This is a genomic window from Bacillus sp. JAS24-2 (genome assembly GCF_008274905.1).
GTDB classification, from domain to species: Bacteria; Bacillota; Bacilli; order Bacillales; family Bacillaceae_G; genus Bacillus_A; species Bacillus_A cereus.
The window spans coordinates 4,084,260-4,108,960 of sequence record NZ_CP031068.1 but is presented as its reverse complement, the minus strand read 5'-3'; the positions used below and the strand labels follow the sequence as shown (position 1 = coordinate 4,108,960).

Below are 24,701 nucleotides of genomic sequence, written 5' to 3'. Positions count from 1 at the left end.
GTCACATCCAGAACGAATTGTAACAGTTTTTTTCAAGTTTCTAACTTCTCGCTAGGCTCAATTTCTTAATGTAACTTGTACTGATATTCTGTAGGGGCGCATATTCTTGTATTAATACTTCTATTATTAAAGGTAACATCCTCTGATCCATCATTGTCCTGACAAATATGATTTCATATAGCGACTGTTTTAATTAACATGATATGAACTCTTACAGAATATAGTTATGTTAGTGAAGTCGTTATAACACGATAGGCACTTGTGAAGAAATACATATATATGGGATGAGAGGGGGTCTTTCGAGATGAAGAAATTAGAACAAATGAAAAATTGGTTGACAAAACAAGTAGACCTACCAGTGGATGTATTAATGGATCTACCTCGGATTACTCTTGTTGGGCAAATACATATTTATATAGAAAATCATCGGGGGTTATTAGTGTTTTCAGATAAAGAAGTGCGATTGCTTTTAAAACACGGTCAATTATTAATTAAAGGACAATCCTTTGTTATTAAAACGATTCTTCCAGAAGAGCTTTTGCTCGAAGGGATAATTGAGCAAGTAACATTTTTAGAAAATGAAAAAAAAGGTGATTGAAGTGAAACTTCCATTTGTGAAGTTTTTCTTCTTTATCCTGTAAAAGTTCCGTTGATAGAGACTGATTACAGTTTTACTCGGTTTCATTTTAGTACGAGCTATTTTAATGTTTCAAATAAAAAGTAGTATATCTACTTTTAGAAAGGTAGTGAAGGTGGTAAATGAAAAATAAATGGTTTATAAAGTGGCTTGGATATGTAAAAGTGCGAATTGAAGGTAGAGGAGCGGAACGGTTTGTTAATGAATGTGTACGGAGGAATTTATTAGTTTGGGATGTTAAAAAGATAGCTGATGAAACGTTAGTTTTTTGTATGTTGTTACGCGATGTGAAAAAAATAAAACCAATTTATAGAAAAAATGAATGTAAATTATATTTTATTGGACGTTATGGTTTTCCTTTTTGGAATAAGCGTTTAATTAAAAATAGTGGATTTTTAATTGGTTTTTTAATTTTCTTTTTTGGTGTGATTGCAATGTCAAATATGGTTTGGAAAATTGAAATTACAGGAGCAAAACCTGAAACGGAATATATATTGATGAAAGAATTGGATAAAATGGGTATTAAAAAAGGGAAACTACAATTTCAAATGCCGAATGTAGAAGATGTACAACGCCATTTGACAGATAATATTAATGCCATTACTTGGGCGGGACTAGAAGTAAGAGGAACGACGTATCATTTTAAAATTGTTGAAAAAAACGAACCGAAGAAAGAAAAGGAACAAAGGCCGCAAAATTTAGTAGCAAAAAAAGAAGCGATTATTACAAAGACGTTCGTAGAAGTTGGAAAGCCGGTTGTACTGAAAAATGATCATGTAGAAAAAGGGCAGATTCTCGTATCAGGAATATATGGTAATGAGGAAAGTCCGACGATTGTTTCAGCGAAAGGTATTGTGTATGGAGAAACGTGGTATACATCTAAGGTGGATGTCCCGTTAAAGACGCAATTCCAAGTGTATACTGGTAATGTATACAATGAACATTTTCTTAAATTTGGGGATACGAAAATAAAAATATGGGGATTTCAGCATGATAAGTATAAACGCTCTCGTACTGAAAGTGTAAAGCATGATGTGAAATTATTTGGTTTTACACTGCCGATTGCATATGAAAAAGATGTTGTGAGAGAAGAGGAAGAAGCGAATCGAGAATATACAGAAAAGCAAGCGCTGAAAGTAGCGAAAGAGATGGCCGAAAAAGAACTAAAGAAAAAATTGGATGAACATGCTATGATTGTAAGTGATAAGATTTTGAGTAAAGAGGTTGAGGCGGGTCAACTAAAGGTCACATTGCATTATACTGTGGTTGAAAATATTGCAGAGCCACAACCAATATCCGAATCCGATATTCAAGGAGACTGAGTAATGGCAGAACAATTAGTAGAAATGAACCAACAATTGGAAAATACTAACGAAGCAATCGCTCTTTTTGGAGTCAATGATGCACATTTAAAAGTAATTGAACGAGAACTGAATGTATCGATCGTAACTAGAGGAGAAACTGTTCATGTATCTGGGGCAGTTGAAACGGTGACACTCGTAGAAAAAATCTTACAGCAATTACTTGTTGTAATTCGTAAAAGTATATCAATTTCAGAGAGAGATGTTGCGTATGCAATTCAGCTTGCACAACAAGGGAAAATTGCTCAATTTGAAGAGTTATATGAAGAAGAAATTTTCAAGACTGCAAAAGGTAAATCCATTCGTGTAAAAACAATGGGGCAAAGACGATATATTCATGCGATGAAGAAGAATGATATTGTCTTTGGGATAGGGCCTGCAGGAACTGGAAAAACATACTTAGCTGTAGTAATGGCTGTGAGGGCTTTAAAACAAGGGTATGTAAAGAAAATTATTTTAACAAGACCTGCTGTAGAAGCTGGAGAAAATTTAGGTTTTTTACCAGGGGATTTGAAAGAGAAGGTAGATCCATACTTACGCCCATTATATGATGCCTTACATGATATTCTTGGACAAGAATATACGCAGCGTATGATGGAGCGAGGAGTAATTGAAATCGCGCCGCTTGCTTATATGAGGGGGCGTACGCTTGATGATTCATTTGTTATTTTAGATGAGGCTCAAAATACAACGGGTGCTCAAATAAAAATGTTTTTAACAAGATTAGGTTTTAGTTCTAAAATGGTTATTACAGGGGACCCTTCACAAGTAGACTTGCCAAAAGGGGTAAAATCAGGGCTATCTATAGCTGCTAATATTTTATCTGGTGTATCAGGTCTGTCATTTATTACATTAGAACAAACGGACGTTGTGAGACATCCATTGGTGCAACGTATTATTGAGGCATATGATAAAATGGAATGATCCTATTTGTCAGGATCATTTCTTTTTGTATGATAAGGTTGGCGAACGTCATATTTTTTACTATCATGAAAGATAAGGAAAATAAACTATAGGTACTAGTGTATAAAATGTTGCCTCAAAGTATCGTTTGGTAGAAGAAATGAAAGCTATAAATAGTTTCACTTTATTTCTGGAGAGGAGAAGGTATTGAAATCATGTCAAGATCTCAAGAAATTTCTAAGTGGTTTCGTAATTTACAACATTCGAAAAAACTAAGTTGGATTTCTTACGTTGTATTAGGAGCAGTGCTGTTTTTTGCGCTTATGAATAATGTAAAACCAGAGCAATTAGATGTTAATATGTATTCTATTGCGAAAAAGACAATCCATTCTCCTATAAAAATTGAAGATAAAGTTACAACGGATAAAAAGAAAAAAGAAGCCGCTACAAAAGTTGAAGATCAATATACATATAAAAGTGAGTATAAACAAAACAAAGTTGATATTGTGAATGACGTCTTTGCTAAAGTGGATGAAGTGGTGCAAGAGATTAAAGCTGTTGGACCGGATGATCAAAAAAAGATGACTGATGCTGAGAAAGTGGAGAAGTTAAAAAAGAAACTACCCGCTGACTTAACGAAAGAATTATCTGATTCAAACTTACTAAGTTTGATTAATGCAGATTCGAGCCAATTAGTATTAGCGAAAGATGCTGCGGTCACAGCGATTAATAGTATCATGACTGAGCATATTAAAATGGACGAATTGAAAGATGCGAAAGAACGATATGTAAGTGAGATGAATAGTGTTAATGTTGATAATGGTTTAAAAGAGTCAATTAAGGCGCTAGGAAGATATGCAATTTCAGCAAACTATTTTTATGACCCGATCTTAACGAAAGAGAAGAGAAAAGCAGAGGAAGATTTAGTTCCACCTGTTTATATTCTTCAAGGACAAGTTCTTGTTAGAGAAGGTGAAACAATTTCAAGTGATGTGTATAATCAGTTGAAATTAGTTGGTTTGTTAGAAAAAGGGAACGGCTTTCAACCTTATGTTGGATTAGCGGTACTCATTGGTGTGTTACTATACTTTATGCATAAACAATTTGAATTATTTTTAAAGAGAAAAAGAGAAGATAGACCGTATGTTTTAGCGTATATTACAATTTTGTCTATCACAATCGTCTTAATGAAAATCATTAGTTTGTTTCAAAAACTTGAATACGCGGGGATTGCATATGTTGTCCCAGTTGCGATGGGAACAATACTTGTAAAACTAATGATTGGTGATCGATTTGTCTTTTTAACGAGTATGATTTTTTCTGTATGCGGAAGTATTATGTTTAATGAAGGAGTAACGAGTACATTAAATTATAGTGTAGGGATTTACGTATTGTTAAGTTCATTATCGGTTAGTATTTTCTTGCGAGAAAAAAATCGTCGTACAATGATTTTACAAGCTGGTATACTCGTTTCTGTATTAAATGTAGTCGTATTGGCGGCGCTCTTATTATTACGTAATGGGAATTTTTCGCCTCTTGAAATTGGTACGCAATTATTAATGGCTTCACTTTCAGGGATTATATCATCCGTTTTGGCTATGGGGATTTTACCATATTTAGAAAGTGGACTTGGAATCGTATCAAGCATGAAGCTTATGGAACTATCAAGTCCAAATCATCCGCTTTTACGCAGAATTTTGTTAGAAGCGCCAGGGACATATCATCATAGTGTAATGGTAGCGAATCTTTCTGAGGCTGCTTGTGAAGCAGTCGGGGCAAATGGTGTATTAGCGCGTGTAGGGGCATATTATCATGATGTAGGAAAAACAGTACAACCGCAATTTTTTATTGAAAACCAAATGGGAATTGAAAACCCGCATGATAAATTAGATCCTGTAACAAGTAAAGATATTATAATTGCTCACGTAACGGATGGAGTAAGAATGCTCGAAGAATATCATATTCCACAAGAAATTATTGATATCGCTGGGCAACATCACGGTACAACGTTACTGAAATATTTTTATTATAAAGCTATTAAAGAAGATAAAGAAAAATATACAGAAGAGATGTTCCGTTATCCAGGTTCAAAAGCAACTTCGAAAGAATCGGCAATTGTTGGTATTGCTGATAGTGTAGAAGCTGCGGTACGTTCTATGAATCACCCAACGCCAGAACAAATTAATAATTTGGTGCAAAGTATTATTAAAGATCGACTACAAGACGGTCAATTTAGTGAATGTGATTTGACGTTTAAGGAACTACAAATCGTTGGAAAAACGTTGTGTGAAACGTTAAATGGTATTTTCCATTCGCGTATTACATATCCGGAACTTCCGGAAGAAAAGGAGAAAGAATGAGTTTGTTAATTGATTTTATTGATGAAACAGAAGAAGTAAAAGAAGCGTATATGAGTTTAATTCGTGAAGTGTTAGAAAAAGCAGCTCAAATGGAAAATATCGAGGATGGTGCGGAGGTATCGGTGACATTTGTAGATAATGAGCGCATTAGAGAAATTAATCGTGATTACCGAGATAAAGATCAACCTACAGATGTAATATCCTTTGCGATGGAAGAAATGGGAGAAGGAGAAATGGAGATTGTTGGTGCAGAGATGCCGCGCATGTTAGGTGATCTTATTATCTCTATTCCAAGGGCGAAAGAGCAAGCTGAAGAGTACGGACATTCTTTCGATCGTGAACTTGGATTTTTGGCGTTACATGGCTTTTTACATTTACTTGGTTATGATCACATGACAGAAGAAGATGAAAAAGAAATGTTCGGAAGACAAAAAGAAATTTTAGAAGCTTTTGGATTAGGACGATGAAAAAAGGAAAACTTATAGATAGTTTTGGATATGCTATAGCTGGTATATTCTTTTGTTTTCGTCATGAGCGAAATATGAAAATCCATTATTTAGCCGCAGTCATTGTTATATGCTGCGGCTTTTATTTCCATATTACGAGAACAGAGTGGATGATATTACTTATTGTAATAGGGAGTGTAATGAGTTTAGAAATGGTAAATACGGCTGTGGAAAAAACAGTAGATTTAGCGACTGCCGATATTCATCCATTTGCAAAAATTGCAAAGGATGTTGCCGCAGGAGCGGTTTTATTGTTTGCAATTATAGCTGTTATAATTGGTGCTATTATCTTTTTACCGTATATGGTATAGTTGCATTCCGAAGCTTTTATTAAGCTTTGGAAGTGCCGTAAGGGGCTTTAATGAGAGAGTGTACCTCTTCATAGCTGTGAACAGGAAGGATGCGGGAATATGAATAGTAAACAATTAATTCTAGAAGCAATCGAAGCGCGTAAACAAGCGTACGTACCATATTCTAAATTTCAAGTAGGTGCAGCACTATTAACGCGCGATGGAAAAGTATATCGTGGATGTAATGTTGAGAATGCATCATATGGCTTATGTAATTGTGCTGAAAGAACAGCTTTATTTAAGGCGGTTTCTGAAGGAGATAAAGAATTTGTAGCCATTGCGGTTGTAGCAGATACAAAGCGCCCAGTACCTCCTTGTGGAGCATGTCGACAAGTTATGGTAGAATTATGTAAACAGGATACGAAAGTATACTTAACAAATTTACATGGTGACGTTCAAGAGACGACAGTCGGAGAATTGTTACCAGGAGCATTTTTAGCGGAGGATTTACATGAATAGAAAAGGTTATAAATCAGGTTTTGTCTCTATTATTGGCAGACCGAATGTTGGGAAATCTACATTTTTAAATCGTATTATCGGCCAGAAAATTGCTATTATGAGTGATAAGCCACAAACGACTCGTAATAAAATTCAAGGTGTATATACAGAAAATGATGCACAAGTTATTTTCATTGATACACCAGGAATACATAAACCTAAACATAAACTAGGCGACTTCATGGTGAAGATGGCGCAAACGACATTAAAAGAAGTTGATATCGTTCTGTTTATGGTTAATGCTGTCGAAGGCTTTGGTCGTGGTGAAGAATTCATCATCGAGAAGTTAAAAGAAACGAAACAACCAGTATTTTTAGTTATTAATAAAATTGACCAACTTCATCCAGAGCAATTACTAGAGTTAATTGATCAATATCGTAAACTACATGAGTTTGCAGAAATTGTACCAATTTCTGCGTTAGACGGTAATAATGTGGACGCTTTAATTGGAACAATTAAAAAGTATTTACCAGAAGGACCACAATACTATCCAGATAATCAAGTAACGGATCATCCGGAGAGATTTATTATTGCAGAGCTTATTCGTGAGAAAGTACTACATTTAACACGTGAAGAAGTGCCGCATTCTGTGGCTGTTGTTATCGATGCGATTCAAAAGCGTGAGGGCGGGGCAGTTTATATAAATGCAACGATTGTTGTTGAACGTGCATCACAAAAAGGAATCATCATCGGAAAACAAGGGAAAATGTTAAAAGAAGTTGGTAAGCGAGCTCGTTTTGATATTGAAGCGCTACTTGGTTCTAAAGTATTTTTAGAAGTATGGGTAAAAGTGCAAAAAGATTGGCGTAATAAAATGTCTCAGCTTCGTGACCTAGGTTTCCGCGAGGATGAGTACTAAAATAGAGTCAAGCTGTAATCAGTGGATGGTTGGTTCATCCACTGATTATTGGTTTTTATGAACTTTGATAAATTAGGAAAAATTTTTCTCACATGAAAATGGACAAAATGGGTCAATTTAATAACAACAAAGGAAATTGGTTTATAGGCTACGCTTATTGAGAAAGGTGGATTCTTATGCTAGATTTTACCTGGAAGTTTTTCTCCAAAACAGGAAGCATTGAAACGTACTTGCTTTTGAAAGAAATGGAAAAAGACGTAAACGATGAGATGGATCAACATGAAGAGGAGCTAGCGCATCTAGACTCTCCAATTTCTTGACCCGTTTTGTTCAAACCTTGGATGGTGACGAACATGTTTCAAAAAGTTGAGGGCATCGTTATCCGTACGACAGATTACGGAGAAACGAACAAGATTGTTACAATATTCTCAAGAGAACTTGGTAAGGTAAGTGCAATGGCAAGAGGGGCAAAAAAACCGAAAAGCCGATTAGCATCTGTGTCGCAATTAATGACACATGGCCAGTTTCTTATTCAAATGGGATCTGGGCTTGGAACATTGCAACAAGGCGAGATTATTTCAACTATGAAAGAAATTCGCGAGGACATATTTTTAACTGCTTATGCATCATTTATTGTTGAATTAACTGATAAAGCAACAGAAGATAAAAAACATAATCCGTATTTATTTGAAATGTTATATCAAACGTTGCATTATATGTGTGAGGGTGTTGATCCAGAAGTATTATCATTAATTTATCAAACGAAAATGCTTCCGGTATTAGGGATGCGCCCGTACTTTGATACATGTGCGATTTGTCATCAAGAAACAGACTTTGTCGCCTTCTCCGTTAGGGAAGGCGGTTTTCTGTGCTCACGTCATGCAGAGCAAGACCCGTATCGTATACCGGTAGGAGAAGCTGTTCATAAATTATTACGTCTTTTCTTCCATTTCGATTTACATAGGCTCGGAAATGTATCGGTAAAGGATAGCACAAAAAAACAAATGCGTTTAGTATTGAATACATATTATGATGAATATTGCGGAATTTATTTGAAATCAAGACGTTTTTTAGAACAACTTGATAAGTTTCAAATATAATTTTGGGCCGTATACGGTCCTTTTTACATACTTTCTTTTTCGAATAGCATATTTAGTATATAATATTTAAGAGATAGTATAACTTTTTTCGTTGTGCATTAAAGGTGGTGATTATCATAGAGCTGAATAAACGGCAAGAACATATCATTCAGATTGTAAAAGATCACGGTCCTATTACAGGGGAATCAATTGCAGCGCAATTGGGTCTAACACGTGCGACGCTAAGACCAGACTTAGCAATTTTAACGATGGCTGGTTATTTAGAAGCACGTCCACGCGTAGGTTATTTTTATACGGGTAAAACTGGGGGGCAGCTATTATCTGAAGCTGTTAAGAAAATTAAAGTACAAGATTATCAATCTAGACCGGTTGTAATTGATAAAAATGTTTCCGTATACGATGCAATTTGTACGATGTTTTTAGAGGACGTTGGTACATTGTTCGTTGTAGATCAGATGACTCTATTAGTTGGTGTTGTGTCTCGTAAAGATTTATTAAGAGCGAGCTTAGGAAAGCAGGATTTAACCTCTCTTCCGGTTAATATTATCATGACAAGGATGCCAAACATTGCGATGTGTCGTAGAGAGGATTCTTTATATGATATTGCGATGGAATTAATAGAAAGACAGATTGATGCAATGCCAGTTGTAAAAGATACGAAACAAGGTTTAGAAGTGATTGGGCGAATTACAAAAACAAATATTACACGTGCGTTTGTAAATTTAGTAAATAACGAATAAGTGTAATTTGTTTAAAGTGAGGTAATGTAATGGATAATAAAATCGTATATGTCGTATCTGACTCTGTAGGGGAAACGGCTGATTTGGTTGTTCGAGCAGCAATGGGGCAATTCCCGTTTGCTCCTGATATTAGACGTGTACCATATGTAGAAGATACAGGGACACTAAAAGAAGTGATTTCGATTGCTAAGAGTAATCAAGCACTTATATGTTTTACGTTAGTTAAGCCTGATATGCGCAAATATTTAGTAACAGAGGCTGCAAAAGAAGGGGTAGAGGCATACGATATTATCGGCCCTCTTATTGATCAAATTGAAGAAATTACGGGGCAAGTGCCGAGATATGAGCCAGGCGTTGTCCGTAGGTTAGATGAAGAATACTTTAAAAAGATTGAAGCGATTGAGTTTGCTGTGAAGTATGATGACGGCAGAGATGCACGAGGTATTTTAAAAGCGGATATCGTGTTGATTGGTGTTTCGCGTACATCAAAAACACCACTTTCCCAATATTTAGCTCATAACAAACGCTTGAAAGTTGCGAATGTACCACTCGTGCCAGAAGTTGACCCACCTGAAGAACTATATCAAGTGGCAAAAGAAAAATGTTTCGGTTTGAAAATTACGCCAGATAAGTTAAATCATATTCGAAAAGAACGATTAAAATCACTTGGATTAAGTGATGGAGCAACATATGCAAATATTAATCGTATTCAAGAAGAAATTAATCATTTTGAGGAAGTAATTAGTAAAATAAATTGCCAAGTAATCGATGTATCGAATAAAGCGATTGAAGAAACAGCAAATATTATTGTGAATGCAGTGCAAAACCAAAAAATGTTTTAGCACATTTACCAAAGGTGAATGTGCTTTTTTCGCTCGTGTGAAATATGATACCTATGGATTTTGTAATAGATTGTAGTGTAATGGTTATACTTATACTCCTTTGTCTTTTAGTATATTCAAGGTGTGAGTTTGTCATCCTGAAATGTAAGATGAAAAAATAAAGGGATATGTAGCGTAGTTGAAGAAAATATATTATAATAAAAAATTGTGATAAAAACCTATATTTTACGTTTAGACTTTAATTTTTCAGAATAAACTAGGGATAGGATTTACGAAAAAGACATGTAATTACGTTAAATCGACAAAATCTATACAAGAAAACGCACATTATGGAAGGATTCGCAGAAGGGATGTAGAATACAGAAATATGCAAAGCATCAACAACATATTAGTTGGTGTAGATGTATATCCCGTGAAGGCTGAAATTGTGCAAGTTGGAGCGGAATTTCATGTCGGAATTTTGTTTGTCGCATCATATGCTCATCCTTTAAGGAAATAGCAAGGCAATTGGATCTTTGTAGATACTGAACAAAATGGAGTTGATCGTTATATGGATCAACATGAAAAAGTTACAAATCTCAAGATCAAACAGTATATGTGGCTTGCTACTCTTCTTATAAAAAGGTGTATATGTATTGTTTCTAAGAGATACATTTGTAACAGATGAGCAAATGTATACAATTTTATATAGCAAGTATGTATATGCGATTTATGCAGATAAAGGACCTATAGGAAAGGTTCAAAATCGTTTATACAATGTAATCGGCAACACTTTCTAACAAGTTTAGAAAAATATTGTCGAATTATAAAGGAATTTTTTAATTTATATCGAATACAAAATACGACACGGAGATGGAGTTATGGGGAACAGAATTCCCGAAGAAGTTGTTGAACAGATTCGGACATCATCCGATATTGTAGAAGTCATTGGTGAATACGTTCAACTTAGAAAACAGGGGCGTAACTATTTCGGCCTTTGTCCATTTCATGGTGAGAATTCTCCTTCATTCTCTGTTTCATCTGATAAGCAAATTTTTCATTGCTTCGGATGTGGAGAAGGTGGAAATGTATTTTCCTTTCTAATGAAAATGGAAGGACTGGCTTTTACCGAGGCTGTTCAAAAGCTAGGCGAAAGAAATGGAATTGCGGTTGCAGAGTATACATCAGGGCAAGGACAACAAGAAGACATATCTGATGACACTGTCATCATGCAACAAGCTCATGAATTATTGAAAAAGTATTATCATCATTTATTAGTAAATACGGAAGAGGGAAATGAAGCACTTTCATATTTATTAAACCGTGGTATTACGAAAGAGATGATTGAGAAGTTTGAAATTGGTTATGCATCACCTGCTTGGGATGCAGCGACGAAAATTTTACAAAAAAGAGGTTTATCGCTGTCTAGTATGGAACAAGCTGGCCTTCTAATAAGAAGTGAGAAGGATGGTAGTCATTATGATCGCTTCCGTGGAAGAGTTATGTTCCCGATCTATACGTTACAAGGTAAGGTGATAGCGTTTAGTGGAAGGGCGTTAGGAGATGACACTCCGAAATATTTAAATAGCCCTGAAACACCGATTTTTCACAAAAGTAAATTGTTGTATAACTTCCACCAAGCAAGACCGTTTATTAGAAAGCGTGGGCAAGTGGTTCTTTTCGAAGGATATGCCGATGTACTAGCTGCGGTAAAAAGTGGTGTGGAAGAAGCTGTTGCGACAATGGGAACAGCTTTAACTGAAGAACAAGCAAAACTTCTGCGACGTAACGTTGAAACTGTTGTTCTTTGCTATGATGGTGATAAAGCAGGGCGAGAAGCGACGATGAAAGCAGGGCAATTATTGCTAAAAGTTGGTTGCCAAGTGAAAGTCACATCCTTGCCAGATAAGCTTGATCCTGATGAATATGTGCAACAATATGGGACTACTGCTTTTGAAAATCTTGTGAAATCAAGTGTGAGTTTTGTTGGTTTTAAAATAAATTATTTGCGTTTAGGGAAAAATTTGCAAGATGAGTCTGGCAAAGAAGAATATGTGAAGAGTGTTTTAAAAGAGTTATCGTTGTTACAAGATGCGATGCAGGCAGAGTCATATTTGAAGTCATTATCGCAAGAATTTTCGTATTCAATGGAAACACTTTTGAACCAATTGCACCAATATCGCAAAGAACAAAAGGTACAGCAAAAACAAATAAAGCAGGTTGCTAAACCGTCTCAAGTCGTTCAAACAAAACCGAAGTTAACAGGTTTTGAAAGAGCGGAAAGAGAAATTATTTACCATATGTTGCAAAGTGCAGAAGTAGCTGTTCGTATGGAATCCCATATAGAAGATTTTCATACAGAAGAACATAAAGGGATTTTATATGAACTATACGCATATTATGAAAAGGGAAATGAACCTTCAGTTGGAACATTTTTAAGTTGGCTCTCTGATGAAAAGTTGAAAAATATTATCACTGATATTTCGACGGATGAATTTATTAATCCAGAATACACAGAAGAAGTGTTGCAAGGCCATTTGGAGACGCTTAGACGGCATCAGGAAAAACTTGAAAAGATGGAAATTATCTTTAAAGTGAAACAAATGGAAAAAACAGATCCTGTAGAGGCTGCTAAATATTATGTAGCATATTTACAAAATCAAAAAGCGAGAAAATAGCTTTTTTGATAAAGTTTTAGTATAATGAATGTTTGTATCTCGCGTAAGGAGGGGAACAGATGGCTGACAAACCAGCTCGTTCTAAACAAATTGAAACTGAAATGACCCTTGAGCAAGTGAAAGAACAACTCACTGAGCTCGGAAAAAAACGTGGCGTTCTTACATATGAAGAGATTGCAGAACGCATGAATGGATTTGAAATTGAATCCGATCAAATGGATGAATACTATGAATATTTAGGTGAACAAGGCATTGATTTAGTTGGTGATAATGACAACGAAGAAGGCCCTAATAATCGCCAAATTACAAAAACAGAAGAAGAGTTTGACCTCAATGATTTAAGTGTACCACCTGGGGTTAAAATCAACGATCCTGTTCGTATGTATTTAAAAGAAATTGGTCGTGTAGACTTACTATCTGCAGAAGAAGAAATTCGACTTGCAACGCGTATTGAAGAAGGCGATGAAGAAGCGAAACGTCGTCTTGCAGAAGCAAACTTACGTCTTGTAGTAAGTATTGCAAAGCGCTATGTAGGCCGTGGTATGCTTTTCTTAGACTTAATTCAAGAAGGTAATATGGGTCTAATTAAAGCTGTTGAAAAGTTCGATTATCGTAAAGGTTTCAAATTTAGTACGTATGCAACTTGGTGGATTCGCCAAGCTATTACACGTGCCATTGCAGACCAAGCGCGAACAATTCGTATTCCAGTTCATATGGTTGAAACGATTAATAAGTTAATTCGTGTACAACGTCAATTATTACAAGATTTAGGTCGCGAACCATCTCCTGAAGAGATTGGTGAGGAAATGGATCTTGCTCCAGAAAAAGTACGTGAAATCTTAAAAATTGCACAGGAGCCAGTTTCTCTTGAAACACCAATTGGTGAAGAAGATGACTCTCATTTAGGTGACTTTATTGAAGACCAAGAAGCAACATCGCCTGCGGACCATGCAGCCTATGAATTGCTAAAAGAACAATTAGAAGATGTGTTAGATACACTAACAGATCGTGAAGAAAATGTTCTACGTCTTCGTTTCGGTTTAGATGATGGACGAACTCGTACGCTTGAAGAAGTTGGGAAAGTATTCGGCGTAACGAGAGAGCGTATTCGTCAAATTGAAGCAAAAGCACTTCGCAAATTAAGACATCCAAGCCGTAGTAAGCGTCTTAAGGATTTCTTAGAATAGGTTATTTTTTAAGTTTACTTCACTTTTGTGAAGTAAACTTTTTTATTTTGTTAATTTTTGTTAAAATTTAGCTATGGGCAACGATTACAATTTCTTGTAATTTATTTTACAGAATTGTCTTTTGATTTGCAAATGCTCATTTTTCGATTTTTCGATTAATTTTGTTTATTATATACAAAAATATATGTAGAAAAGCGAAAAATATGATGAGAAACGTTAATAATTATCGAAATAATAAGCGATATGACAATAAAAAACAATAAACTGAATTTATGGAATATTTTTAACAAGTGGTAGTTTACTCTTTTCTGATAGAGCGTTTTCAAGTACAATGGAAATGACTGAATCATCTAACTATTTAGGGGTATAGAGGGGGGAGAAGAGATATGAAACGTAATCCGCTGATTCCGTTCGCTCTTATTGCAGCATTGGGTATTATCGTTATGTTTGTATTTTCATTTCAGGGGCTAAATAAATCTAAAGAGTTAGCTGATGCAAAAAATGGCGGGAAGCCAGCACAAACAGCATCAAAGCCAGAGGATATTGTGAAGCAAAGCTGTACGAGCTGCCATGGTGATCAGTTACAAGGGGCAGTTGGACCTAACTTACAAAAAATTGGTGGGAAACTTTCAAAGGATGAAATTAAAGAAATTCTTTCGAAAGGAAAAGGCAATATGCCTGCCAATATAGTTCCAGCTGATCAAGCCGCTAAAGTAGCTGATTGGTTATCGAAGAAAAAATAAAGTTCCGTATGACAAGCCTTTTGCTTATGCAAAGGGCTTGTTTTTCTATATTTTCTAAAATACGATGAATGATAGAGCGGTGAATTGTTGTTATGGGCTTGCAACAACTACTGTAAATTCATTATCATGGAGACAGACTGACAAGAGAAGGAGTAATGGAAATACATGAATGAAGTAAAGCTTTCAAAACGATTAGAAGAAGTTGTACGTGAAATACCAGTAGGATCTACAGTTGCTGATATTGGATCGGATCATGCGTATTTACCGTGTTATACAATTATAAATAATATTGCTACAAAAGCAGTTGCAGGAGAGGTTGTAGATGGACCATTTCGCTCTGCGCAAGCAACTGTAGCTGAAAGTGGTTTACAAGATAAAGTAGATGTGCGTAAAGGGAATGGATTAGCTGTTATAGCGCCAGGAGAAGTAGATGTAATTACGGTTGCCGGAATGGGCGGAGCGTTAATTCGTGACATTTTAGAAAGTGGTAAAGAAAAATTAGAAGGTGTAACACGTTTAATTTTACAGCCGAATATTGCAGCGCATCATATTCGTGAATGGTTTATTGAGAATGGTTGGGAGCTTATCCATGAAAAAATCGTAAAAGAAGATGGGAAAATTTACGAAATTTTAGTAGGGGAGCGCGGAAATGTTGTAGCGCCTTACTCTGAAAATAAACAAGCTGAATTGTTTATGGGACCATTTTTAATAAAAGAAAAAAGTGAGGCTTTCGTTGAAAAATGGGAAGGAGAATTAAAAAACTTCCAAAATATTTTAAAACAGTTGGAACGTGCGGCTGATTCTGAAGAAACAAAAGCGAAGCGTGGGGAAGTAGAAGCGAAAATGAAAATGATAGGGGAGGTTTTATCATGAGTAAAATTCCAAACGGCCATGAAATTATTTCTTTATTTGAAAGTATGTATCCGAAGCATTTGGCGATGGAAGGAGATAAGATTGGCCTGCAGATTGGAGCGCTTAATAAACCCGTGCAGCACGTATTGATTGCGTTAGATGTAACGGAAGAAGTTGTGGATGAAGCAATTCAATTAGGGGCAAATGTCATTATTGCTCATCATCCTTTAATTTTTAACCCGTTAAAAGCGATTCATACAGATAAGGCGTATGGGAAAATTATTGAAAAGTGTATTAAAAATGATATTGCAATCTATGCAGCGCATACAAATGTGGATGTTGCTAAGGGCGGGGTAAATGATTTACTTGCTGAGGCGTTAGGATTGCAAAATACAGAAGTTCTAGCACCGACATATGCAGAAGAAATGAAAAAAGTTGTTGTGTTTGTGCCAGTCACTCATGCAGAAGAAGTAAGGAAAGCATTAGGAGACGCAGGTGCTGGTCATATCGGCAATTATAGCCACTGTACGTTTAGTAGCGAGGGTACAGGCACATTTGTACCTCAAGAGGGGACAAACCCTTATATCGGGGAAACTGGACAGTTAGAACGTGTAGAAGAAGTGCGAATCGAAACGATTATTCCAGTTTCATTACAGCGGAAAGTGATTAAAGCAATGGTAACGGCACATCCATATGAAGAAGTAGCATACGATGTGTACCCGCTTGATAATAAAGGTGAAATGTTAGGCCTGGGGAAAATAGGATACTTACAAGAAGAAATGACGCTTGGTCAATTTGCAGAACATGTGAAAGAATCATTAGACGTGAATGGGGCAAGAGTTGTCGGTAAGTTAGATGATAAAGTGCGTAAAGTAGCTGTACTTGGTGGAGATGGTAATAAATATATAAACCAAGCGAAATTTAAAGGAGCAGATGTATATGTAACTGGTGACATGTACTATCATGTTGCTCATGATGCGATGATGCTCGGTTTAAATATAGTTGACCCGGGACATAATGTTGAAAAAGTAATGAAACAAGGTGTGCAAAAGCAATTACAAGAAAAAGTGGATGCAAAGAAACTCAATGTACACATTCATGCTTCGCAGTTACATACAGATCCATTTATATTTGTATAAGAAAAATAAAAACCGTTGCTCATGTAAGCAACGGTTTTTATTATTGTTCTTTTTTCACTTTCACGCGAGGTAATATTTTTTGTAACGGTACTTTTCGAACTCTTTCCCATGTAGCGGGATTCATTGGGTCATATTGCTCTAAGAAAGCGATAACTTCTTTCGTAATTGGCGTTGGAGTAGAAGCACCTGCTGTAACAGCTACGTTTTCTACACCTTGTAGCCACTCTAATTGAATTTCGCTTACATCAGCAACTCGATATGCTTTTGTACCCGCGATTTCTTGTGATACTTGTGCTAAGCGATTTGAATTGTTACTTTTCGGATCACCAACAACAATTGTTAAGTCTGCAACATCAGCTTGTTTAGCGACAGCTTCTTGGCGAACTTGAGTAGCTAAACAAATTTCTTTATGGAATTCTGCTGTTGGGAATTTTTTTTGAATGTCCTCCATTAAATGTTGAACATCCCATTGACTCATCGTTGTTTGATTTGTTACTAAAATTTTATCTGTTGGGATTTCTAATGTTTTTAAATCATCGGCTCTTTCGATAAGGTGAACGATGTCAGGTGCAATACCAACTGCGCCTTCTGGCTCTGGATGATTTTTTTTACCGATATAAATGACATGATACCCTTCCGCTTTCTTAGCTTCGATAAGGTCATGCGTCTTGGTAACATCTGGGCAAGTGGCATCGATTGTTGTTAAACCTTTTTCTTTTGCGCGTTGTTTAACTTCTGGAGAAACACCGTGTGCTGTGAAAATAACAGTACCAGAATCAATTTTATCTAAAATTTCTAAGCGACTTGGACCGTCTAATGTGATGATTCCATCTTCTTCAAAAGCGTCTGTAACATGTTTATTGTGAACAATCATACCTAAAATATAAATGGGTCTCGGCAATGATTTATCTAATGCAGCATTACGTGCAATTACCATTGCATCGACAACACCGTAGCAATAACCACGAGGGGAAATTTTAACAATTTTCATATGAGTAATCCTCTCCTTCTAAACAAGGGATACTTTTGTGCATAGTCTTTTACATTATAAAGGAGGAGTGGATAGAAAACAAAGGATTGTTACACATATAGTTTTGGTTTTGTTGCTGTTTGTTGAACTGGTTCTTTCGGTAACTCTTTTTCTATTACAGGTTCAATCACTATTTTCTTTCGTTTTCGTTTCTTTTTTTGAGGTGCAGGAGGCGGACTTTCTACCTCAACTGGCTCTGTTACATTTTCCGTTTGATTTTCTTCCGTACTTTTTCCAGAGGTGAGGATTTTAACAATGCTTGGTAGACTACGCATAATAGGACCATACTGTTCGACGACAGGACCTACAGATTGAACGACTTGGGATACTTTTTCGATGTTGTTTATCATATTAGTGGGATTTGAAATTAAGTTCGAAAAGAAACTGCCGATGCCACTGCTTGCTGTTGCCGCAGCTGTAGTTGCGCCGCCGCGCGTTTCATTTGATTCATACATTTGAGGCGGTATCATTTGCTCAGGGTGTTGCTGCATGTATGGTTGATATTGTGGATGTTGCTGCTGATATTGTTGGTGGTATTGCTGCTGATATTGCTGTTGATATTGTGGCGGTGGTGGTTGCTGATGCATCATCGGTTGCCCTTCCATTTGTCGGTAAGGTGGAACCATTTGCATAAAAGGCTCGGTTGGATCGTGTTTTTTAAAAAGCTTAGCAAGAAAACCTTTCTTTTTTTGTGCCATTGGTGGTAGTTGTGGAATTGGATATGGTGTATAAGGTTGTTGCCCTGGATTCGGATACATTTGCCTTGTAGGGGATTTCGGAAACATGTGAGAAATCCTCCTTTCTTCAGTTAGGTATATACACATACAATATGCAATAAAAGGGAAGAAGGTTAGTTTTTGAAGTGAAAACCTAAACTAAAGATGGATTTTACTTGTAGATTTCGATATAATGTAGACTTGACTGATTTGTGCGCGCAGTAGAAATTTTAGAAAGAAGGTGTAACTTATGACACAACAAACTTTTACACAGTATGATTTTAAACCATTTTTAATAGATGCAGTTCGTGAACTACGCTTTACAGAGCCGACAGGAATTCAGCAGAAAATTTTCCCGGTCGTGAAAAAAGGTGTAAGTGTAATTGGACAATCCCAAACAGGTTCTGGGAAAACACATGCATACTTACTTCCTACATTAAACAGAATTAATGCAAGTCGTGAAGAAGTACAACTTGTTATTACAGCGCCTACTCGTGAGTTAGCACAACAAATTTACGAAGAAATCGTGAAATTAACAAAGTTTTGTGCGGAAGACCAAATGATTACAGCACGTTGTTTAATTGGTGGAACTGATAAACAACGCTCAATTGAAAAGTTGAAAAAACAACCTCATATCGTAGTTGGAACACCAGGACGTATTAAAGATTTAGTAGAAGAGCAAGCATTATTTGTTCATAAAGCAAATACGATTATTGTCGATGAAGCAGACTTAATGCTTGATATGGGATTCATTCATGATGTAGATAAAATTGCAGCACGCATGCCTAAAAACTTGCAAATGTTAGTTTTCTCTGCAACAATTCCTCAAAAACTAAAACCGTTTCTGAAGAAGTATATGGAGAATCCAGAGCATATTCATATCAATCCAAAACAAGTTGCAGCTGGAAACATTGAACACTATTTAGTGCCTTCTAAACATCGTAATAAAATTGATTTAGTGCATAAAATGCTACTTCAATTTAAACCGTATTTAGCAGTTGTTTTCACGAATACGAAAAAGATGGCAGACCAAGTTGCTGATGGATTAATGGAACGCGGCTTAAAAGTTGGACGAATTCACGGGGATTTATCACCACGTGATCGTAAAAAAATGATGAAACAAATTCGTGACCTTGAATTCCAATATATTGTTGCGACTGATTTAGCAGCACGTGGTATTGATATTGAAGGGATTAGCCATGTTATTAACTATGAGCTACCATCAGATTTAGATTTCTTCGTTCACCGCGTTGGAAGAACAGCACGTGCGGGGCATTCTGGTATTGCAGTGACGATATATGATCCAGCAAACGAAGAAGCGTTAGATAGTTTAGAAAAACAACGTCATATTGAGTTCAAGCATGTAGATTTACGCGGAGATGAGTGGGCCGATTTAGGTGAGCGTCGTCGTCGTAAGAGCCGTAAAAAACCAAATGACGAACTTGATGTTATGGCAACGAAAGTTATTAAAAAACCGAAAAAAGTAAAACCAAACTATAAACGTAAACTTGCAACAGAACGTGACAAAGTGAAGAAAAAATATGGCAATAAAAAAAGATAAGGGGTTTCCCTTATCTTTTTTTTATCCCGCTATTTGTGGGAGGTGTAATCAATATGGATAGAAAAGTATTGATTAAAGTTTCACTTAATCCAGCTAATTTAAATGAAAAGTATAGTCTGTATAAATAGTCATATAAATTTGTGTAGTGCATCTTTTGTGAACAAACAATTCACTACATATTTCTACAAATTATGCTATCATTATATCTATTGTATATTGAAGAGGTGATTGTATGTTAAAGATTGGATCTCATGTTTCCATGAGTGGTAAGAAAATGTTATTAGCAGCAAGTGAAGAGGCTGTTTCATACGGTGCAACAACGTTTATGATTTATACAGGTGCACCGCAAAATACACGAAGAAAACCAATTGAAGAATTGAACATAGAAGCAGGAAGAACACATATGGAGCTGAACGGAATTGAGGAAATTATCGTCCATGCGCCGTATATTATTAATGTTGGGAATACGACGAAGCCAGAAACATTCCAATTAGGCGTAGACTTTCTTCGCATGGAAATTGAAAGAACATCGGCATTAGGTGTAGCGAAACAAATTGTTCTTCACCCAGGAGCGCACGTTGGTGCTGGAGCGGATGCTGGTATTCAACAAATTATTAAAGGGCTTAATGAAGTATTAACGCCAGAACAGACGGTTAACATTGCGTTAGAGACGATGGCAGGAAAGGGAACAGAATGCGGTCGTAGCTTTGAAGAAATTGCAAAAATTATTGATGGTGTAAAATATAATGAAAAGCTATCTGTATGCTTTGATACATGTCATACGCACGATGCAGGATATGATATTGTAAATGACTTTGACGGCGTATTAAACGAATTTGATAAGATCGTTGGTATAGATCGTTTACAAGTACTTCATATTAATGATAGTAAAAATATACGCGGAGCAGGAAAAGACCGTCATGAAAACATTGGATTTGGTCACATTGGGTATAAAGCATTGCATCACATTGTACATCATCCACAGTTAATGCATGTACCAAAAATTCTTGAAACACCGTATGTAGGGGAAGATAAAAAAGATAAGAAGCCGCCATACAAATTGGAAATCGAAATGCTGAAAAACGGCACTTTTGATGAAGGGCTTCTTGAAAAAATTAAAGCGCAATAAGGAGGGGGAAATCCCCTCCTTATTTTAGTAGTTGCTGAAATAATGTATTTACTTGTTGGGCAGTGGCAGGGGAAGTTACTTTTGCGATTTGTTTTAAGAGCTCTAGTCGCTCGTTGTTATCGTAAATATTAATATTTTTACCCTTCATAAGTAAAACGATTTGATCAGCTTGTGCGGCTGTAATGGGAACTTCATATTCTTTGCTATATTTTAATAACTCTTTTGTAGAAATATGATTTAATTTTTTATTAACAATTTGTTTAATGAGGTTCATCTTATTATCCTCCTTCACGCGTTCTTCTATCGAAATATATGAGCATATAGCTTGTACATATTCGTATGGAGTTTCTTTTTTCATGAGGAAAAGAAGCGTATGTTATAATATAAGGACAAAACTACAGAAAAAGAGTAAAGGGAGGACTTATGGAGCAAAAGCAACATCGAAAAGAAAGTGTTATTCATCTCATTTATCGTTTAGTTATGATTATTTTTGGAGCAGCATGCGCGGCGGTAGCAATTGAACTATTTTTAATGCCAAATAAAATTATTGATGGTGGAATTATTGGTATTTCTCTTATATTAGATTATCTTACTCCTAACATTTGGTGGTTAAGTTTTTCTACTTTAGTCGTTGTTCTCAATATCCCATTTATGTATTCCGGTTATAAGCAAATTGGAAAAACATTTATGTTATCTTCGACATTTGGTATTGTAGCATTAGCTTTCATTGAGTCAACGTTACATGCGGTACCACCATTTACAACAGAACCTATTTTAGCGACAGTGTTTGGTGGTCTTATTTTAGGTCTTGGTGTAGGACTTGTAATTCGTCATGGTGGATCGCTAGATGGAACTGAAATTATGGGGATTTTATTAACGAAGAAATTACCGTTCTCTGTTGGTGAATTCGTAATGTTTGTGAACTTATTTATTTTTGCATGGGCAGCATTTGTGTTTGGTGTGGAACAAGCGATGTATTCTGTTATGACGTACTATATCGCATTTAAAACGATCGATACAGTAATTCAAGGGCTAGATGAAACGAAGGCGGTTTTAATTGTATCTGATCAATATGAGGAAGTATCAAACGCGATTTTGCATCGTCTTGGCCGTGGAACTACAAAGCTTGTAGCGAAAGGTGGTTACACGGATAAAGAAAAAGAAGTTATTTATGCAGTTGTAACGCGTCTAGAAGTGACGAAGTTAAAATCAATTGTGCATGAAATTGATGAAAATGCGTTTGTTACGATTATGAGCACGCAAGAGACAAATGGTGGTAAGTTTAAATCGGCTATTCACTAAAAAGTTTATAGGAATATTTTTCGAAAGCAGAGAATTTTTCTCTGCTTTTTGTTATAATAGTAAGGTTTCTTGAAAAAATAGATATATTTTAGGCAGATTGGTTTACAACTATAATAAGCTGTACTATAATTCAAATAGATATAAATCGGAATCATTCTGAATTAAAATAGGTGAGATGCTATGAATAATATATTAGAAATTGAAGGTTTAACATTCCGATACGAAGATCGGAATGTGTTAGAAAATATTAATTTGCAAGTTCCGAAGGGAGCTTTTTTAGGTTTAGTGGGACCGAATGGTTCAGGTAAATCAACTTTACTTAAGTGTTTATTAGGTGTTTTAAAGCCAAAAGAAGGAAGCATTCGCGTGTTTGGCGTTGATAGTAAGAAGTTTAAGGAATGGAACAAAGTTGGTTATGTATCCCAAAAGGCAAATAGTTTCAATTCTGGTTTTCCAGCAACTGTTTCTGAAGTTGTGTCAATGGGACTTGTTTCGAAAAAAGGGCTTTTTCGCTTTTTCACAAAAGAGGATAAGAAAAAGGTAGAAAAAGCAATTGCTGATGTAGGGATGAGTGAGTTTCAAGGTCGTAACATTGGAGAGCTTTCTGGTGGACAGCAACAGCGTGTATTTATTGCTCGTGCGCTCGTTAGTGATCCTGAATTGCTTATTTTGGACGAGCCTACTGTTGGAATCGATGTGAAAAATGTGGAAAGTTTTTACGAAATATTAGAGGATTTAAACAAAAGGCTCGGGATCACATTAATTCTTGTTACTCATGATATGGGAGCTGTTACTGAAAAAGTAACACATGTTGCATGCCTAAACCAACATCTACATTTCCATGGAAATGTAGAGAAGTTCCGAGAGTTAGAAGATGCAGAAATGTCCGTCTTATATGGACATCATGTTCATCGTTTAGAACACGAACATGAGCATCACGGGAGGATATAATGATACAAGATTTTTTACAATATGACTTTTTACGTAATTCTTTATACGCAGGTATTTTAATTGGACTTGTTGCACCGCTAATTGGTGTGTTTGTTGTTATTCGTCGTTTATCTCTTATTGCGGATGCATTAAGTCACGTGACGTTATCGGGTATTGCAGCAAGTTTATTACTTGAAAAAACCATTTTTACAGGTGGGTTTTTAAACCCCTTATATATGGGGATGATTTTCTCGATTGGTGGAGCGCTACTAATCGAAAAGTTACGAACTGTATATAAGCACTATCAAGAATTAGCAATTCCAATTATCCTTTCGGCAGGTATGGGGGTTGGAGTTATTTTCATTTCACTTGCAAATGGATTTAACACAGACTTATTTAGTTATTTATTTGGTAGTGTCAGTGCTGTAACAAGTACAGATTTAATTATTATTGGGATTGTAGCAATTGTTGTTGTTGCGACAATTATTTTATTATATAAAGAGCTGTTTCTATTATCATTTGATGAGGAATACGCAGTATCAACTGGTTTAAGAGCGAAATGGATTCACTTTATTTTCATTATATTAGTTGCTCTTGTCATTGCAGTATCAATGCGTGTAGTGGGGGTTCTTCTTGTATCATCATTAATGACGTTACCAGTTGCAGCAAGTATTCGTATTGCTAAAGGATTTAAACAAACAATTTTCTTTTCCATTTTATTTGGTGAAATTGCAGTAATTGGTGGAATGTTTGCTTCGTATCAACTTGATCTAGCGCCAGGTGGTACAATTGTTATGATAGCAGTTCTTATTTTAATCGGTGCGATTTTATGGAAGAAGAAAAAAACTGCATAAAGTAGGGATAGGTATGAATCTAACAGAAGCTTTACGCCTAATGAAAGAAAAAGGATACAAACATACTGGAAAAAGAGAAGAGATGCTCAGATTATTTGCAGCACATAATCGTTATTTAACTGCGAAAGACGTTTTAGAGCATATGAAGGACGATTATCCGGGGCTTAGTTTTGATACGATTTATCGTAACTTAACAGTTTTTGCTGAGATTGGTGTTTTAGAACAAACGGAATTAAATGGTGAAAAACATTTTCGTTTTACTTGTTCTATTATGGAACATCATCATCATTTTATTTGTTTGGATTGTGGGGGAACGAAAGAGATTACTTCCTGCCCAATGGATTTTATGAATAAAGATTTTACCGGTTATGAAGTAACGGGTCATAAGTTTGAAATATATGGTCGTTGTCCAAAATGTGCAAAGTAAAAGCTCGTCGGTTAAACT

At 35.9% G+C, this 24,701-nt stretch carries 27 protein-coding genes; 24 read left to right on the top strand and 3 right to left on the bottom strand.

The features are described 5' to 3' along the window. The first annotated feature begins 304 nt into the window (after nucleotides 1-304). The 18 genes from yqfC (at nucleotide 305) to DN407_RS21245 (ending at nucleotide 16,734) form a co-directional block, all read left to right on the top strand. Nucleotides 305-598, top strand: a complete 294-nt coding sequence (gene yqfC, locus DN407_RS21325) for a sporulation protein YqfC (protein WP_000732269.1) — start codon at nucleotides 305-307, stop codon at nucleotides 596-598. Nucleotides 599-759: 161 nt separating this feature from the next. Beyond that, a complete protein-coding gene (gene yqfD / locus DN407_RS21320; RefSeq protein ID WP_000792499.1) occupies nucleotides 760-1,959 on the top strand; it encodes a sporulation protein YqfD in 1,200 nt (399 codons plus the stop codon). Nucleotides 1,960-1,962: 3 nt separating this feature from the next. Continuing rightward, nucleotides 1,963-2,922, top strand: coding sequence for a PhoH family protein (locus tag DN407_RS21315; protein ID WP_000840520.1), 960 nt, complete (start codon nucleotides 1,963-1,965; stop codon nucleotides 2,920-2,922). Nucleotides 2,923-3,116: 194 nt separating this feature from the next. Further along, nucleotides 3,117-5,261, top strand: coding sequence for an HD family phosphohydrolase (locus tag DN407_RS21310; RefSeq protein ID WP_000091514.1), 2,145 nt, complete (start codon nucleotides 3,117-3,119; stop codon nucleotides 5,259-5,261). Next, on the top strand, nucleotides 5,258-5,728 hold the full coding sequence (gene ybeY, locus DN407_RS21305; RefSeq protein WP_000054679.1) for an rRNA maturation RNase YbeY: 471 nt from the start codon (nucleotides 5,258-5,260) through the stop codon (nucleotides 5,726-5,728). Before DN407_RS21310 ends, ybeY begins: the two co-directional genes overlap by 4 nt. After that, nucleotides 5,725-6,078 carry a diacylglycerol kinase family protein gene (locus DN407_RS21300; protein WP_000715469.1) on the top strand — a complete coding sequence of 118 codons (354 nt, stop codon included), beginning with the start codon at nucleotides 5,725-5,727 and terminating at the stop codon, nucleotides 6,076-6,078. Before ybeY ends, DN407_RS21300 begins: the two co-directional genes overlap by 4 nt. A gap of 99 nt (nucleotides 6,079-6,177) precedes the next feature. After that, a complete protein-coding gene (locus DN407_RS21295) occupies nucleotides 6,178-6,576 on the top strand; it encodes a cytidine deaminase (protein WP_001086282.1) in 399 nt (132 codons plus the stop codon). Next, entirely contained in the window at nucleotides 6,569-7,474 is a 906-nt protein-coding gene (gene era / locus DN407_RS21290; RefSeq protein ID WP_001080229.1) for a GTPase Era, read from the top strand. The genes DN407_RS21295 and era overlap by 8 nt, the downstream gene beginning before the upstream one ends. 176 nt (nucleotides 7,475-7,650) lie before the next feature. Next, nucleotides 7,651-7,794, top strand: a complete 144-nt coding sequence (locus DN407_RS21285) for a YqzL family protein (protein ID WP_000883924.1) — start codon at nucleotides 7,651-7,653, stop codon at nucleotides 7,792-7,794. 33 nt (nucleotides 7,795-7,827) lie between these two features. Next, nucleotides 7,828-8,574, top strand: coding sequence for a DNA repair protein RecO (gene recO, locus DN407_RS21280; protein ID WP_000487013.1), 747 nt, complete (start codon nucleotides 7,828-7,830; stop codon nucleotides 8,572-8,574). 107 nt (nucleotides 8,575-8,681) lie between these two features. Further along, the gene (ccpN, locus tag DN407_RS21275) at nucleotides 8,682-9,314 is read left to right on the top strand and encodes a transcriptional regulator CcpN (protein ID WP_000583756.1); all 633 of its coding nucleotides are present in this window, start codon (nucleotides 8,682-8,684) and stop codon (nucleotides 9,312-9,314) included. A 29-nt stretch (nucleotides 9,315-9,343) separates the two neighbouring features. Beyond that, the gene (locus tag DN407_RS21270; RefSeq protein ID WP_000368937.1) at nucleotides 9,344-10,156 is read left to right on the top strand and encodes a pyruvate, water dikinase regulatory protein; all 813 of its coding nucleotides are present in this window, start codon (nucleotides 9,344-9,346) and stop codon (nucleotides 10,154-10,156) included. Between the two features lie 635 nt (nucleotides 10,157-10,791). Next, nucleotides 10,792-10,935, top strand: coding sequence for a hypothetical protein (locus tag DN407_RS31695; RefSeq protein ID WP_000479733.1), 144 nt, complete (start codon nucleotides 10,792-10,794; stop codon nucleotides 10,933-10,935). 81 nt (nucleotides 10,936-11,016) lie between these two features. Beyond that, nucleotides 11,017-12,813, top strand: coding sequence for a DNA primase (gene dnaG / locus DN407_RS21265; protein ID WP_000528221.1), 1,797 nt, complete (start codon nucleotides 11,017-11,019; stop codon nucleotides 12,811-12,813). 59 nt (nucleotides 12,814-12,872) lie between these two features. Then, on the top strand, nucleotides 12,873-14,000 hold the full coding sequence (rpoD, locus tag DN407_RS21260; protein WP_000764066.1) for an RNA polymerase sigma factor RpoD: 1,128 nt from the start codon (nucleotides 12,873-12,875) through the stop codon (nucleotides 13,998-14,000). Between the two features lie 386 nt (nucleotides 14,001-14,386). Continuing rightward, the gene (cccA, locus tag DN407_RS21255; protein WP_000828141.1) at nucleotides 14,387-14,743 is read left to right on the top strand and encodes a cytochrome c550; all 357 of its coding nucleotides are present in this window, start codon (nucleotides 14,387-14,389) and stop codon (nucleotides 14,741-14,743) included. Between the two features lie 165 nt (nucleotides 14,744-14,908). Beyond that, complete coding sequence (locus tag DN407_RS21250) at nucleotides 14,909-15,616, top strand: tRNA (adenine(22)-N(1))-methyltransferase (protein WP_001006544.1); 708 nt, start codon at nucleotides 14,909-14,911, stop codon at nucleotides 15,614-15,616. Next, nucleotides 15,613-16,734 (top strand): Nif3-like dinuclear metal center hexameric protein, encoded by a 1,122-nt coding sequence (locus DN407_RS21245; protein WP_098508171.1) that lies wholly within the window; start codon nucleotides 15,613-15,615, stop codon nucleotides 16,732-16,734. Before DN407_RS21250 ends, DN407_RS21245 begins: the two co-directional genes overlap by 4 nt. Nucleotides 16,735-16,774: 40 nt before the next feature. Here the strand turns inward: DN407_RS21245 and DN407_RS21240 are convergent, their stop codons facing one another. After that, entirely contained in the window at nucleotides 16,775-17,725 is a 951-nt protein-coding gene (locus tag DN407_RS21240; protein WP_000706659.1) for a 4-hydroxy-3-methylbut-2-enyl diphosphate reductase, read from the bottom strand. A gap of 89 nt (nucleotides 17,726-17,814) precedes the next feature. Further along, entirely contained in the window at nucleotides 17,815-18,549 is a 735-nt protein-coding gene (vrrA, locus tag DN407_RS21235) for a VrrA/YqfQ family protein (RefSeq protein ID WP_000484170.1), read from the bottom strand. 181 nt (nucleotides 18,550-18,730) lie between these two features. Between vrrA and DN407_RS21230 the strand changes: the two genes are divergently transcribed. Together DN407_RS21230 and DN407_RS21225 are read left to right on the top strand one after the other, a co-directional pair. Continuing rightward, nucleotides 18,731-20,041: a DEAD/DEAH box helicase gene (locus tag DN407_RS21230; RefSeq protein WP_000194015.1), complete on the top strand. Its 1,311-nt coding sequence runs from the start codon at nucleotides 18,731-18,733 to the stop codon at nucleotides 20,039-20,041. Nucleotides 20,042-20,273: 232 nt separating this feature from the next. After that, complete coding sequence (locus DN407_RS21225; protein WP_149216621.1) at nucleotides 20,274-21,170, top strand: deoxyribonuclease IV; 897 nt, start codon at nucleotides 20,274-20,276, stop codon at nucleotides 21,168-21,170. A gap of 19 nt (nucleotides 21,171-21,189) precedes the next feature. On the opposite strand, the gene DN407_RS21220 is transcribed toward DN407_RS21225, so the two are convergent. Further along, on the bottom strand, nucleotides 21,190-21,444 hold the full coding sequence (locus tag DN407_RS21220) for a DUF2624 domain-containing protein (RefSeq protein ID WP_001048954.1): 255 nt from the start codon (nucleotides 21,442-21,444) through the stop codon (nucleotides 21,190-21,192). Between the two features lie 149 nt (nucleotides 21,445-21,593). On the opposite strand from DN407_RS21220, the gene DN407_RS21215 reads away from it, so the two are divergent. From DN407_RS21215 to DN407_RS21200, 4 genes are all read left to right on the top strand, one after another. Further along, entirely contained in the window at nucleotides 21,594-22,472 is an 879-nt protein-coding gene (locus DN407_RS21215) for a YitT family protein (RefSeq protein WP_000435963.1), read from the top strand. A 180-nt stretch (nucleotides 22,473-22,652) separates the two neighbouring features. Next, nucleotides 22,653-23,423 carry a metal ABC transporter ATP-binding protein gene (locus DN407_RS21210; protein WP_001059662.1) on the top strand — a complete coding sequence of 257 codons (771 nt, stop codon included), beginning with the start codon at nucleotides 22,653-22,655 and terminating at the stop codon, nucleotides 23,421-23,423. Further along, on the top strand, nucleotides 23,423-24,256 hold the full coding sequence (locus tag DN407_RS21205) for a metal ABC transporter permease (RefSeq protein WP_000613815.1): 834 nt from the start codon (nucleotides 23,423-23,425) through the stop codon (nucleotides 24,254-24,256). Before DN407_RS21210 ends, DN407_RS21205 begins: the two co-directional genes overlap by 1 nt. Before the next feature lie 13 nt (nucleotides 24,257-24,269). After that, nucleotides 24,270-24,683, top strand: coding sequence for a Fur family transcriptional regulator (locus DN407_RS21200; RefSeq protein WP_001054516.1), 414 nt, complete (start codon nucleotides 24,270-24,272; stop codon nucleotides 24,681-24,683). The last annotated feature ends 18 nt before the right edge of the window (nucleotides 24,684-24,701 follow it).